The following is a 13,103-nucleotide window of genomic DNA, read 5'->3' as shown; positions in this document are numbered from 1 at the left end:
GATCCGAACCGGATCGGGCCCCGTTGTTGTTTCTCAGTCCTCGCCGAGGAGGCCGAATTCGCGCAGCAGCGGCCCGATCTCGGTGTCGTCGAGCTTCTTCAGCAGCCGGTTGCGGACGAACTCCGGTCCGGGCAGGCTCATCTCCTCGCCGTCGCGCAACCGGCTGGTCGCCGCCAGGAGCGACCGGATGTCGTAGGTGGAGCCGAATACCTCCGGCACTCCCCGCTCGACATCGAGCAGCGTGTAGGCCGCCTCCATCCCGGTGCGCACCGAGTACTCGGTGGTGAAGATGCAGTCGCGGGTGGTCTCCGCGAACTGGCCGATGAAGGCGAAGTTGACCGCGCCCGCGGGCACCACGTCAGGCCGGTCGCCGGCTTGACGCGGCATGAAGAACGCGGTGATGTAGGGCATCATCACCGGGACGCACGTCGCGGCGTCGGCGGCCATCTCCGGGATCTCGGCTTCGGGAACGCCCAGGTGGTACAGCCATTCCTGGGTGATCTCCGCGCCGGTGCAGTCAGCCATGGGTTTCTTCACGAAATCGCCGGGACGGTCGACGAACAGCGCGTAGACCCACACCACGATCTGGTCGGCGGGCTGCTGCTTGAAGTGCGGCTGCCGGTTCACCGTCCAGCTCATCAGCCACGACGAGTCCTTCACCGTCACGATGCCGCCGGTGACCACCTTGCCGCTGAACGGGTCACGCTTGCAGATCTTCTGGATGTAGCGCGGAATCCGCTCGTCGAGGGTGGTGACGGTCGCCGATTCCCATTTGGTCTGCGGAATGTGGCCGCCGAAGACCTCGGGACGGCCGAACGCGGGGTCCTTGGCGGCGATGCGGCGCCACAGATCCCAGGCCGGGGCCGGTCCCTCGTCGAGCCTGGCCGGGGTGTGCTGATCGCCCTCGTTCGAGTTCTCGGTGAGCGAGCCGATGGTGACGAACAGCAGATCGTCGGTGGTCAGGTCGACGCCACCGGCGGTGCCGTCGGCGATCCAGTGCAGGCGCGTGGCCTGCTTGCGCGGCCCGGAGATATCGAAGTCGACGTCGGTGACCTCGGTGTCGAACCGGAACCGCACGCCTTGGTCGAGCAGCCACCGGTACAGCGGCAGCACCAGCGACTCGTACTGGTTGTATTTGGTGAACTTCAACGCGGAGAAGTCGGGCAGGCCACCGATGTGATGGATGAACCGGTGCAGGTACAGCTTCATCTCGAGCGCGCTGTGCCATTCCTCGAACGCGAACATCGTGCGCCAGTACAGCCAGAAGTTGCTCGCCAGGAATTCCGGGCCGAACACCTCGTCGATGCGCTTGTTCTCCATCTGCTCGCGGGTGGCGAGGAACACCTTCACGATGTCCTTCTGCGCGCGATCGGTGAGGGCGAACAGCCCGTCGGTATGCGCGTCCTGCCCACGTTTCACCGTGGCCCGCTGCAGGGAGAAGTTCGGGTCGTCCTTGTTGAGCCAGTAGAACTCGTCGAGCACGCTGGCGCCCTCGATCTCCATCGACGGCACCGAACGGTAGAGATCCCACAGACATTCGAAGTGGTTCTCCATCTCGCGCCCGCCGCGGATGACGAAACCCTTCTTCGGCTCCTTGATGCCGTCGAGCGCGCCGCCGGGCAGCTTCAGCCGCTCCAGGACGGTGATCTTGTCGGGGGCCAGCTGCCCGTCCCTGATGAGGAACGCCGCGCCGGAGAGCGAGGCCAGCCCCGCCCCGACGAACCAGGCCGATTTGCCGTCCACGCCTTCGGGTTTGCGCGGCCGGGCGAACGCTTCGTAGTTGCCGTTGCTGTAGTACATCCGACTCCTCTGTCCGATCCGGAAGGTCGAGCGGGACTGTGCTGATGTACGTGACTACGCGGTGTAGCGGTAGAACCCCTCCCCCGTCGCGGCGCCGAGCTTGCCCTTGTCGATGTAGTTCTCCTTGAGCCAGGCCGCGAGCTTCTTCTGGGTTTCACCGCCGTTGATCAGGATGTTGTACGGGGTGGTCAGGCCGACGATGTCGAGGATCTGGAACGGGCCCATGGGCGCACCGGTTGCGATGCGCCAGGTCTCGTCCACCGCGGCGGGCTCGGCGTATCCGCCCGCGGCGAGCTCGATTCCGGAATTCAGGAACGGCACCAGCAACGAGTTGAGAACGTAACCCGCCTTCTCCTTGCGCAATTCGATCGGCACCATGCCGATGGCCTTCGCGAACTCGACCACCGCGGCGAACACCGCCGGATCGGTCCGGTCGGTGCCCATGACCTCGGCGGTGTTGAACTTCCAGACGTGGTTGGCGAAGTGCAGCGCCAGGAATCGGTCGGGGCGGCCGGTGTAGTCGACGATGTCGCTGGGCAGCAGCGTCGAGGAGTTCGTCGCGAACACGGTGCGTTCGGGTGCGAGCGCGCCGAGCTTGCCGTACAGGTCGCGTTTGATCTCGAGTACCTCCGGGACCGCCTCGATGATCAGGTCTGCCTCGGCCGCCGCGGTGGCCAGATCGGCGGTCAGGGTGATGCCCGCGGCGGTCGCTGTGGTGTTGCTCGCATCGGCGCCTGCGACGTCCTGCTGGTACACCGTGGCGAGGTCATCGAACCGGGTGCGCGCGGCGGTGAGCGCCGCGTCGTCGATGTCGTAGGCGGTGACGTCGAACCCGTGGAACGCGGTCTGGAAGGCGATCTGGGACCCGAGCACCCCTGTCCCGAGGACAGTCACCTTGCGGATTTCGATGGTCATGCATCAGCCTCCCAGTCTGGACGCGAGCCCCCACCGCCGCGCGTCGCGGTTTCCGGTTGTGTCTACCGCCGTCCATCATGGCCCGAGAAGCTGAGTCAGTGGTGTGAGCGACCCACGCGTTCCGGACATCTCGGGCGAGATGCTGGTAACAGTTCAGCAAACCACCGCGCTGGATCAGCCTGCGGTGACGAGTCCCTCGGCGATCATCCAGTCACGGGCGACGTCGGCGGGTTCGCGGCCGTCGATGTCGACCTGACGGTTGAGTTCGGTGATGACCTCGTTGGTGAGCCGGGCCGAGATCGGGGTCATGACCCCGACGACCTGGGGGTGGGCGTCGGCGAAGTCGCGGTGCATGACCAGCGACGCGTTGTACTTCGGGAAGAAGGCCCTGTCGTCTTCGAGGAGCACGAGTTCGAGAGCGGGGATGCGGCCGTCGGTGGCGGCGACCGAGCCGAATCGGCACTGTTTCGCGTCGGCGGTGGCCTGGTAGACGAGCGCGTCCTGGACGATCTGCCGTTGGGCCTTGCCGAGGTCGATCCCGTAGGCGCCGGCCAGGCCGGGATAGCCGTCCGGGCGGACGTTGAACTCGGTGCCCACGCAGGTGGCCGCGGCACCGGGATCTTTCGCGATGAGGTTCGCGTAGTCCGACAGCGTGCGTACCCCGGTCTGCTCGGCGTTGCTCTTGCTGGTGACGAGGGCGTAGGTGTTGTTCATCGGCGCCATCGCCGCCCACACCATGTCGTGTTCGGCGAGGTCGGCCTCGCGTACCGCCTCGAACTGGGCCGCCTCGGTCGGGATCGGCTTCTCCTTGCCGAGGTAGTTGATCCAGCCGGTGCCGGTGTAGTCGTAGGCGATGTCGATCTGGCCGTTCAGCTGCGCGTCGCGCAGGCTGTTGGAGCCTTGGATATTGGTCAGGTCACGCACATTCGCGCCCGCGGCCGTGAGCGCGAATTCGATCATGTAGCCCAGGATGTTGGCCTCGGTGAAATCCTTGGAGCCCACCGTGACCGCGACACCGTCGAGTTCGGGCACGGGTTCGATGCTGCCCGGCCCGACCGGCAGCGGCACCGAACCACCCGACTGCAAGCCACAACTCGCGAGCACCAGCACGCTCAGCACCGGGGCGAGCCCACGCAGCAATCCGGTGAATCTCACCGCAACCCCCTCGGTCCGAGGAACTGTTCGGCCAGCGCACCGAGCCAGTCGACGAACAGTGCCAGCGCGACAGCGAGTACGGCGCCCAGCGTCAATGTCACGGTGTCGCGCAGTTTGTAGCCGGTGTCGATGAGAATGCCGAGCCCACCCGCGCTCACCATGAACGACAGTGTCGCGGTGCCGACGGCCAGCACCAGCGAGGTTCTCAGGCCCGCCAAGATGTAGGGCACGGCTAGGGGAAATTCGATGCGGCGCAACACGAGACCGGCGGACATGCCCTGTCCCCTGCCCGCGTCGATCAGTGCCGGGTCGACCTGCTGGTAGCCCAGGATCGTATTGCGCAGGACCGGCAGCAGCGAGCAGAACGCGATCGGCGCGACACCCACCCAGAACCCGGTGGTGCGAGTGACCAGGTAGCACAGCACGATGAGCCCGATCGCCGGAGCGGATGCCCCGATATTGGCGATGCCGACGAAAAGCGGTGCGAGACGGCGGAATCGGTGCCTGGTGAGCAAGGTCCCGAGCGGCACGGCGACGACCACCACGATGAGCACCACCGCGGCCGTGATCAGCACGTGCTGCCAGGTCACCTGCGCGATATTGCTCACGCTGATACTGGCCTGCTGGATGACGGTGAGATCGCGCCGGAACGCCCACACGAGCACACCGACGGTGAGGATGAGCACGATCACCGGCTGGGCGAGGAGGCGGAGGTATTCGGCACGGCGCTGTGTGGCGGGTGCGGCGGTCGCGGCGGGGACGTCGGCTATCGAAGTCGGCCGAACGGAAACGACATTCGTCACTGCGCTGCCCTCCGAGCCGGCTCGGATTCGATCGGCGTTCGTGGCGACGTTCGCGCGGTGCTACGCCTCGTGTTCGACGCCGATAGACGATGCGATGGATCGCAGAGGGCGATTCCGTCCACTGGTGTCGTCGCTCCCGGTGCGATCGGCGTCGATCGCGGCTCGGCCGTCATGCCGGTGTGGTTTCTGTCGCGGCCAGATGGCTGATCAGCGTGTCGACGGTGACGGTTCCGGTGTAGGTGCCGGTGTTGTCGACGACGACGGCGGAGGCGGTGCGTTCGGTGAGAAGCGCGGCCAGTGCGTCCTGGAGCGTGGCGTCGGCGGGCAGGGTGGTGCCGATCGGGGTGCCGAGCTCGTGCAGTGAATCCGCGTGGGCGAGTTCGCCTGTCGAGACCCGCCGCAGTGGGCGGCGTTGTGCGTCGAGGATGATGCCCCAGGTTCGGTCGGCATCGTGCAGGGCCGTGGTGAGGGCTGTGGGAGTGGTGCTCTCCTCGACGGCGATGCCCTGGTCCAGGTCCATGTCGGCGAGGACGGCGAGGCCGAGGCGGTCGATCGTGGCGGTGGCGCCGACGAAACCGGCGACCGTTTCGTCGGCGGGTGCGGCCAGGATCGCGGCGGGGGTGTCGTACTGCAGGATGCGGGAGCGGTCGCCGAGGACGGCGATGCGGTCGCCCAGATTCACCGCTTCACCGAAGTCGTGGGTGACGAACACGATGGTCTTGCCGAGTTCGCCTTGCAGGCGGAGCAATTCGTCCTGCAGCAGCCCGCGGGTGATCGGATCGACCGCGCCGAACGGTTCGTCCATGAGCAGGACCGGCGGGTCGGCCGCCAGCGCCCTGGCGACGCCGACGCGCTGTTGCTGTCCGCCGGAGAGCTGGCGGGGGTAGCGGTTGCGGTAGGTGCCGGGGTCGAGGCCGACGAGGGTGAGCATGTCGTCGGTGCGTTCGGCGATCCGGCGGCGGTCCCAGCCGAGCAGGCCCGGCACCGTGGCGATGTTCTTGGCGACAGTCATGTGCGGGAAAAGTCCCGCCTGCTGGATCGAATAGCCGATGCCGCGACGCAATTCGTCGGCGTCGATCGCGCCCGCGTCGCGGCCACCGATGGTGACGGTGCCCGAGGTGGGTTCGATCAGCCGGTTGATCATCCGCATGGTGGTGGTCTTGCCGCAGCCGGATGGGCCGACCAGCACCACGATCTCCCCGGCCGGGATGGTCATGGAGACCTCGTCGACCGCGGGTTCGGGCTGTTCGGGATAGCGTTTGGTGACCCGGTCGAGGACGATCTCGACCCCGGAGACCGCGGCAGCCTTCGCCGCCTTGGTGGTTTCGATGTCAGTCACGAATTCCCCTCGGAATGGTGAGCCGTCCGAGCAGAACCAGGACGCCGTCGAGTGCGAGCGCGAGCACGACGATGAGGACGGTGCCGGTGAGCGCCTGCGGCACCGCGTTCGGGCTACCGAGCCGCCCGAGGCCGGAGATGATCAGGTTGCCGAGACCCGGGCCCTTCGCATACGCCGCCAGTGCCAGGATGCCCATGATCATCTGGGTACTGACCCGCATTCCGGTGAGAATGGACGGCCAGGCAAGGGGCAGTTCGATCTTGGTCAGCAGGCGAAACCGGTTCATGCCGACACCGCGCGCGGCATCGGTCACCGCCGGATCCACCGACGACAACCCGAGCACCGTGTTACGCAGGATCGGCAGCAGTGCGTACAGCACCAATGCCACGATCGTCGGCCCGACACCGAGCCCGAGGAACGGAATCAGCAACCCCAGCAACGCGAACGAGGGCACGGTCAGAATCGCCCCCGCTGTCGCGGTAGCGGCCGCGGACCCGAGCGGGCTCCGGTACACGAGCACCCCGAGCGCCACCGCGATCGCGGTCGCCAGCACCAGCGACTGCACCACCGCCGACACATGCAGGTAAGAATCGACCAGCAACTGCTCCCGCCGATTCACCACGAACGACCACAACGCGTCCAGTGTCCACCTCCCCGTCGTTCGGCGGCCGCCTACGGCCCTGCTCCCCGGATTTCCCACCCCGAATCAAGGTGAAACATCGACGTTCCCACACCCCACCGCATCACCGATGCGACGAATCAGCCTGCGCGAAAACATGTTTCACCGGCGCGATCATCCTACGCGCCGCGAACAACCCCCGTGGGAATTCCGGACTCCCACCACCGGCGAGCTCATCTGCCCGCCTCCTCCAGTTCGGTCTTCACCACCGCGAACGCCGTTGCCGAGCTGTAGCCGCGACGGGCGAGCATGTCGACCAGGCGGCGCGTGGCTTTGGTCCGGTCCAGATCGGCGGGCATGGCACGGAGCTTGCGGCGGACCAGGTCGATGGCGGCTTGTTCGTCGCCGGGCGTCGGTCTGCGTGACGGGTAGCCAGGCGAAGCGTCCGGCTCCGCTGTGTCACTGGGCGTTTCGTCTGCCGCGATCTCTGATCGGTCCGCGTCGCCCTCCGAAGTCTTCGCGCGCGCCGTCCTGACCTCGACAGACGTGCGTTCGAAGCCTGCTTCGTCCAGTTCGGCGGTGACGACGGCGAAGGCGGTGGATTGGTCGTAGCCGCGGCGAGCGAGCATGCCGACGAGGCGGCGCACTGCCTTGTCGCATTCCATCTCGCGGGGAAGGGTGCGGAGTTTTCGGCGGACCAGGTCGGCGGCGCGAGCGTTCTCCGCATCGTCGGTGACCATCGACAACGCCTCTTCGGCGTCGCCCGGGGCCACGCCCTTCTCGCGCAGCTCACGCTGGAGGGCCTTTTTGCCCCGGCCGGAGTAGGTGTGTCGTTCGTGGACCCACTGTTCAGCGAACGAGGCGTCGTCGATCAGGCCGATTTCGGTGAATCGTTCGAGCGCGGCCTCTGTCACCTCGAGGCGGAAGCCCTTCTCGCCGAGGCGTTTCTCCAGTTCCGCGCGACTGCGAGCACGGATGGAGAGCAATCGCAGGCAGGCGTCTTTGGCTTGTTCCAGAGTCGCATCGGGACGGTCGCCCGGGGCGAGCCGGCGTGTGCCGGCCCGCCTGTCGGGCTCTCCCGGCTGGGATCCGGCCGCCACCGGATCCGCCTGCCGTCCGTCGTCACCACCGACGACGGTCGACAGGGAGACTTCGTCGCGCCGCGCGGACCTACGTTCGCGTCGGGCGCTGCGGGGCCGTCGCCGACCCTCGCTCCCCCACTCTTCATGATCAACACCAACCCGCGCAGCGAAATGCGGTGGTTTGTCACCGTCGGTGAATCCGGTCGGGTGCGCGCGCTGCGGATCGCCCGCACCCGACCGAATCCTCTTCGCGTCCGGGTCGGCTCGTTTGTCGCGAGCCGACCGGACGAGTTCATCGCCCGCACCCCTGCCGCGACCCACCGCGGGCGGCAGCACCGGCTCCGGCTCGACCTCGATTCCGAGGCGAGCCAGCTGCCTGCGCATCTGTTCGACCGGGTCGGCCGAATCGCGGTGGCCGCCGGGGTTCGGCGTGGTCATCGGCTCAGAAGTCGGCGGGTGCGTCGGCCTCGGCGGTCAGTACGGCGCCGATGCCCAGCTTCTCCTTGATCTTCTTCTCGACCTCGTCGCGCACGTCGGTGTTCTCCAGCAGGAACTTGCGGGCGTTCTCCTTGCCCTGGCCCAGCTGGTCGCCCTCGTAGGTGTACCAGGAGCCGGACTTGCGGATGAAGCCGTGCTCGACACCCATGTCGATGAGCGAGCCCTCCTTGGAGATGCCCTGGCCGTAGAGGATGTCGAACTCGGCCTGCTTGAACGGCGGGGCGACCTTGTTCTTGACGACCTTCACGCGGGTGCGGTTGCCGACCGCGTCGCTGCCGTCCTTGAGGGTTTCGATGCGGCGCACGTCCAGGCGCACGGAGGCGTAGAACTTCAGCGCCTTACCACCGGTGGTGGTCTCGGGCGAGCCGAACATGACGCCGATCTTCTCGCGCAGCTGGTTGATGAAGATCGCGGTGGTGCCGGAGTTGCTGAGCGCGCCGGTCATCTTGCGCAGCGCCTGGCTCATGAGGCGGGCCTGCAGGCCGACGTGGCTGTCGCCCATCTCGCCTTCGATCTCCGCGCGCGGCACCAGGGCGGCGACGGAGTCGATGACGAGGATGTCGATGGCGCCGGAGCGCACCAGCATGTCGGCGATCTCCAGGGCCTGCTCACCGGTATCGGGCTGGGAGACCAGCAGTGCGTCGGTGTCGACGCCCAGCTTGCGGGCGTAATCGGGGTCGAGGGCGTGCTCGGCGTCGATGAAGGCGGCGACACCGCCCGCGGCCTGGGCGTTGGCGACGGCATGCAGCGCGACAGTGGTCTTACCCGAGGATTCCGGGCCGTAGATCTCCACGACGCGACCCCGCGGCAACCCGCCGATACCGAGCGCGACGTCGAGCGCGATGGAGCCGGTGGGGATGACGGCGATCGGCTGACGGGTCTCTTCACCGAGACGCATGACCGCGCCCTTGCCGAAGCTCTTCTCCACCTGCGCCAGTGCCAGTTCCAGCGCTTTGTCGCGATCGTAGGCCTGCGGTGCCATGATGTGTGCCCCTTCTCGAGGTGAGTGTCTCTCTGGTTGGCGCCCACAGTAGAGGCCGGCACCGACAAGTTCTGGCGCCCAGGTTAGTCGAACACCCATTCGAGTCAAGCGACGCGCCCACCAACACGCGCAGCAGCCGCTCCGACCGGCAATCCGGGAGCGAAACCAGCGGTCAGTGCTGCGGCAGCACCGAGTCGTCGCCCTCGACGCGTGGACCGAAGAGCCGCCGCTGCGATTGTTCGATGGGCACATCGTTGATGCTGGCTTCACGCCGCGCCATCCGCCCGTCCGGCGCGAACTCCCACTGCTCGTTGCCGTAGCTGCGCCACCACTGCCCCGACTCGTCGTGCCATTCGTACTGGAAGCGCACGGCGATGCGGTTGTCGTGGAAAGCCCACAGATCCTTGCGCAGCACGTAGCCGTTCTCGGCCGACCATTTGCGGGTCAGGAAGTCGACGATCGCGGCATGGCCGGTGAAGAACTCGTCGCGGTTGCGCCATACCGAATCCTCGGTGTACGCCGCGGCGACCCGTTCGGGGTCCCTGGTGTTCCAGGCATTCTCGGCGGCGAGCACCTTCGCGCGGGCGGTATCGAGGTCGAAGGGTGGCAGCGGTGGTCGCATGGGGAGCAGCCTTTCGGTGTGATCATGGGTTGTTCGGGGAGAGCTCGGGCGGTCCCCAGCGCACCGCGAGCGCACCGGGGCGTTGCACCACCTGCTCGACGGTGAAATCGACGGCGCACTGCGCACCGGGAGTGAATGCCGCCGCATCCCAGACTAATTCGGCCCGGCCGGTGAGCTGGAGCAGCGCACCGGTCGACCAGTCTGCGACGAGCAGCCCGCAGCGGGGTTGCACGGCGAGGTTGCCCAGCGTCATGAACATCGAGTTGCCGCGGTAGTCCGGCCAGCGCAATCGAGTCGGTGAAAGAACCTGCAGGAAGCCGGGATTGCCGCCGCGGTGCGAGGCGTCGGCATGCCCGTCGCCGTCGGCGGTGGCGACGAAGAACGTATCGGCGGCACCGATCATCTCGGCCGCGGCGGTGGTCAGCGCCGTACCGCGCCATACCGGGCCGGGCGCGCCGGCCGCCGCCGCGTCCTGAATCTGCCTGCGCGAGATGTACTTCGGGCAGTTCGCGTAGACCTGCTCGGTGGTGATCCGCAGCCCACCCGCGCGCACCGCCGACATGCCGTTGACGCGCATCCGCCGACGGCGCTGCGGCTGCAGCGCGATCAACCCGACCTCGATCTCACGCGACAGCGCCACCGACAGCGGATCAGCGTCCTCTGGCAGCGTGTCGATGTCGATGCTCGCGTCACCGACCGCGTGAACGAATCCGGCGGGACCGGTGAGCGGACTCGCCCACAGGCGCCCTGCCGGATCGGCGGCGCCGAGCACCACCATCGACTGCTCGGCAAGGAAGGACGCGGCAACCGCCGGAATCCCGGTACGGATCGAGCGGCCGACCCTGGCAGCCGCCTCGGCCTGCCCCATGCGGTGCTGTACGGCCAGCTCGCCGGAGTGAAACATCCTCGCCCTCCTGGTCGACGACGGGAAATTGCCCGCGAGTCAGAAGAATCCGCACGTCGGGGCAGGCCCGGCCGGTGCGGGTGCGGTGCCGGCGCCCAGCGGGGCGAAGACCTCGAGCCGGATGCCATCGGGATCAGCGAAGAAGATGCCACCGGAGGACGCCCCCTCGCCGTGGGCGACCACACCGTCGTGGAAGAACTCCGCATCGACCGCACGCAGTGCCGACTCGACCACGCGCACCGTGTCGAGGTCGTCGACCTGGAACGACAGGTGATGCAGACCCGGTGTGCTGGTGGAGAATTCGCCGCTGCTCTGCTGCCACAACGTGAGCACCAGCGCACCGCCCCGGCCGAGGAAGGCCCAGCGCCGATCGCCGTCGGCGCCGCTGCCGAGCTGTTCGAAGCCGAGGCCACGGCGGTAGAAGTCGACGGAACGGTCGAGGTCGGCGACGTTGAGTCCGATATGGCCGGTGGTGAGCACGGGTGCGGCGACGGTGGTCATGGTTTCCTCCTGGAATGCTTAACCGTTTATCCGATGTTCAACAGTTAGAACATAGGATGAGGTCACCCACTTCGTCAACCCTTGAAACCTTGATAGACAGTTAGGAGGGTCGTGTTGTTAACCTCGGGCATGCGCGATCCCCGTCCGCACACCGGCGAACCCCCCGCTCTCGACCTGCTCAACACCCGGTGGGCGGGCGCTGAACCCGGCGATCTGCTCGCCGATCTCGACGGGCTGCGCACGTGGCTGGAGCTCATCGGGCTCGCCGATCGGGTACCTGTCGACAACCACGCTCTCACCGCACTGCACACCGCGCGCGATGCCGTGCACGACGCCGTCACCCGTGCCGATCACGCCGCACTGAACCGGGTTCTCGAGCACGGGCGTATCCGCCGCGAACTCACCGACGAGGGCCCCCGCGACATCCCCGAGGTCGACGACCCGGTGTGGTTACCCGGCTGGCTCGCCGCCGACAATCTGCTCCACCTGATCGCCGAGGCACCGCATCGGATCCGCCAGTGCGCGCACCCCGATTGCGTGTTGTTCTTCTACGACACGTCCAAGAACGGCACCCGGCGCTGGCATTCCATGGCGACCTGCGGCAATCGCACCAAGGCCGCGCGCCACTACGCCAAGACCAGCTGAGCAGCGGTCCTCAGAACAGTTCGTCGAGCAGCCGGTAGTAGTCGAGCTTGGCGCGATCGGGTTCGGTCAAGCCGTAGGCGGTGTAGAACGCCGCGACCGCCGCGGCGCCGAAGTCCCCGGCCAGGTCGCGCTCGGCCAGCGCCAGGTCGTGATAACGGTCACCGGGGCCGAGTGCCGCGACATCGATCAGCAGGCCACCGGTGAGCACATTGCCCGGTGTGAAGTCGCCGTGCGTGACGACGAGATCTTCGGTGGCCGGGCGCCGCTCCCGAAGCCGGGCGAGTATCGCGGCGGGCGAGAGGTCACGGTGATCGTCGTCGAAATCCGCGGTGTCGACGAAACCTTCGACCACATGGCGGTGGGCGCGGGCGAGGGTGACATCGAGACCACCGGCGAAGGGGCAGTCCGCCACCGGAAGATCGTGCAGCGACCGCAGGGCACGGCCCATCTGCGCACCGACTTCGGCCGGGTCAGCCTGTCCGGCGAGCGATCCACCCGCATCGGCGAGGACGAGGACGTCCTCGGCGAACGCGACCACCTCCGGCACCGCGATCCCGTTGTCGCGCAACCAGCTCAGCCGCGCGTGTTCGGCCACCGCGCGCGGACCACGGTTGATCCAGTACATGCCCGACCGCACCAGATTCCCGTCACAGCCCTCGTGCTCGTCCGACCACTCCGGCACCGGCCCGAGCAGCTCCTCGATCACCGGCGGCAGCGGCAGCGCCAGTTCGTCGAGGTGATCCAAGGCCGCGCGGGTGGACTCGATGAGCTCGGAATCGCCGTCGGCCACGCGCAGCCGCATGGCCTCGTTGAGCAGCCGGCGCGCCTCCTGCGGCCGGTGCTGTTCGGCCAGCGACTTGCCGAGGTGGTGGGTGGCGAAGGACACGAGGTCCGGGTCGTCGAGCACACGGCTGGCGTGCAGAGCCCGGCGGTAGAGGATCTCGGCGTGTCCCGGTTCGCCCTGGTACCGGTAGACATCGGCCAGGTTGATCCAGACGGTGACCCGGCGCTGCTCGGTGTCGGCCAGTTCGAGGGCCTGATCGAGCCGGTCGAGGGCCTCGTCGTACCGCCCGAGCAGCATCAACGCGATGCCGAGCCTGCGCAGGCCGGGGAAATCGTTCGGGTCGGCGAGGGCGACCCGAACCGCGAGGGTCTCGGGGTCGACCGGGATCATCCGCAGCCGTTCGTCGAACCGATACGGTCGCGTTTCCGAGTTCTGCGCTGTCACGGCCATTGCC

12 protein-coding genes and 2 pseudogenes are annotated in these 13,103 nt (G+C 67.5%); 1 reads left to right on the top strand and 13 read right to left on the bottom strand.

What is annotated here, in order from left to right:
• Positions 1-33: 33 nt before the first annotated feature.
• From ACFWPK_RS26580 to ACFWPK_RS26525, 12 genes and pseudogenes are all read right to left on the bottom strand, one after another.
• The gene (locus ACFWPK_RS26580) at positions 34-1,800 is read right to left on the bottom strand and encodes an oleate hydratase (RefSeq protein ID WP_378920209.1); all 1,767 of its coding nucleotides are present in this window, start codon (positions 1,798-1,800) and stop codon (positions 34-36) included.
• A gap of 54 nt (positions 1,801-1,854) precedes the next feature.
• The gene (locus ACFWPK_RS26575; protein WP_378920207.1) at positions 1,855-2,715 is read right to left on the bottom strand and encodes a 3-hydroxyacyl-CoA dehydrogenase; all 861 of its coding nucleotides are present in this window, start codon (positions 2,713-2,715) and stop codon (positions 1,855-1,857) included.
• A gap of 174 nt (positions 2,716-2,889) precedes the next feature.
• The gene (locus tag ACFWPK_RS26570) at positions 2,890-3,870 is read right to left on the bottom strand and encodes a glycine betaine ABC transporter substrate-binding protein (protein WP_378920205.1); all 981 of its coding nucleotides are present in this window, start codon (positions 3,868-3,870) and stop codon (positions 2,890-2,892) included.
• Positions 3,867-4,640: an ABC transporter permease gene (locus tag ACFWPK_RS26565; protein WP_378920286.1), complete on the bottom strand. Its 774-nt coding sequence runs from the start codon at positions 4,638-4,640 to the stop codon at positions 3,867-3,869. Before ACFWPK_RS26565 ends, ACFWPK_RS26570 begins: the two co-directional genes overlap by 4 nt.
• 202 nt (positions 4,641-4,842) lie before the next feature.
• Complete coding sequence (locus ACFWPK_RS26560; RefSeq protein ID WP_378920204.1) at positions 4,843-6,012, bottom strand: ABC transporter ATP-binding protein; 1,170 nt, start codon at positions 6,010-6,012, stop codon at positions 4,843-4,845.
• Positions 6,005-6,655: an ABC transporter permease gene (locus ACFWPK_RS26555; RefSeq protein WP_378920284.1), complete on the bottom strand. Its 651-nt coding sequence runs from the start codon at positions 6,653-6,655 to the stop codon at positions 6,005-6,007. The genes ACFWPK_RS26560 and ACFWPK_RS26555 overlap by 8 nt, the downstream gene beginning before the upstream one ends.
• Positions 6,656-6,864: 209 nt before the next feature.
• Positions 6,865-7,023 (bottom strand): annotated as a pseudogene (locus tag ACFWPK_RS26550) (recombination regulator RecX); the annotation flags it as partial.
• Between the two features lie 159 nt (positions 7,024-7,182).
• Positions 7,183-7,731 (bottom strand): annotated as a pseudogene (locus ACFWPK_RS26545) (regulatory protein RecX); the annotation flags it as partial.
• A gap of 424 nt (positions 7,732-8,155) precedes the next feature.
• Entirely contained in the window at positions 8,156-9,193 is a 1,038-nt protein-coding gene (gene recA, locus ACFWPK_RS26540; RefSeq protein WP_067460620.1) for a recombinase RecA, read from the bottom strand.
• Between the two features lie 172 nt (positions 9,194-9,365).
• Positions 9,366-9,815, bottom strand: coding sequence for a nuclear transport factor 2 family protein (locus tag ACFWPK_RS26535; RefSeq protein WP_378920202.1), 450 nt, complete (start codon positions 9,813-9,815; stop codon positions 9,366-9,368).
• Positions 9,816-9,837: 22 nt separating this feature from the next.
• A complete protein-coding gene (locus tag ACFWPK_RS26530; protein ID WP_378920200.1) occupies positions 9,838-10,719 on the bottom strand; it encodes a pyridoxamine 5'-phosphate oxidase family protein in 882 nt (293 codons plus the stop codon).
• A gap of 39 nt (positions 10,720-10,758) precedes the next feature.
• Positions 10,759-11,220 (bottom strand): VOC family protein, encoded by a 462-nt coding sequence (locus ACFWPK_RS26525; protein ID WP_378920198.1) that lies wholly within the window; start codon positions 11,218-11,220, stop codon positions 10,759-10,761.
• 129 nt (positions 11,221-11,349) lie between these two features.
• Between ACFWPK_RS26525 and ACFWPK_RS26520 the strand changes: the two genes are divergently transcribed.
• Entirely contained in the window at positions 11,350-11,865 is a 516-nt protein-coding gene (locus ACFWPK_RS26520; protein ID WP_378920282.1) for a CGNR zinc finger domain-containing protein, read from the top strand.
• A 10-nt stretch (positions 11,866-11,875) separates the two neighbouring features.
• Here ACFWPK_RS26520 and ACFWPK_RS26515 read toward each other — a convergent pair whose 3' ends face one another.
• Positions 11,876-13,099, bottom strand: coding sequence for a phosphotransferase (locus ACFWPK_RS26515; protein ID WP_378920196.1), 1,224 nt, complete (start codon positions 13,097-13,099; stop codon positions 11,876-11,878).
• Positions 13,100-13,103: the final 4 nt, after the last annotated feature.

Origin of the sequence: Nocardia sp. NPDC058519, from assembly GCF_042719755.1 — a bacterium.
Classification (GTDB): Bacteria; Actinomycetota; Actinomycetes; order Mycobacteriales; family Mycobacteriaceae; genus Nocardia.
This window is presented reverse-complemented; position numbering and strand designations above follow the sequence as displayed.

Coding starts and splice junctions, on each gene's coding strand:
- ACFWPK_RS26580 (WP_378920209.1), bottom strand. CDS start 1,800: ATGTACTACAGCAACGGCAACTACGAAGCGTTCGCCCGGCCGCGCAAA.
- ACFWPK_RS26575 (WP_378920207.1), bottom strand. CDS start 2,715: ATGACCATCGAAATCCGCAAGGTGACTGTCCTCGGGACAGGGGTGCTC.
- recA (WP_067460620.1), bottom strand. CDS start 9,193: ATGGCACCGCAGGCCTACGATCGCGACAAAGCGCTGGAACTGGCACTG.
- ACFWPK_RS26535 (WP_378920202.1), bottom strand. CDS start 9,815: ATGCGACCACCGCTGCCACCCTTCGACCTCGATACCGCCCGCGCGAAG.
- ACFWPK_RS26530 (WP_378920200.1), bottom strand. CDS start 10,719: ATGTTTCACTCCGGCGAGCTGGCCGTACAGCACCGCATGGGGCAGGCC.
- ACFWPK_RS26525 (WP_378920198.1), bottom strand. CDS start 11,220: ATGACCACCGTCGCCGCACCCGTGCTCACCACCGGCCATATCGGACTC.
- ACFWPK_RS26520 (WP_378920282.1), top strand. CDS start 11,350: ATGCGCGATCCCCGTCCGCACACCGGCGAACCCCCCGCTCTCGACCTG.
- ACFWPK_RS26515 (WP_378920196.1), bottom strand. CDS start 13,099: ATGGCCGTGACAGCGCAGAACTCGGAAACGCGACCGTATCGGTTCGAC.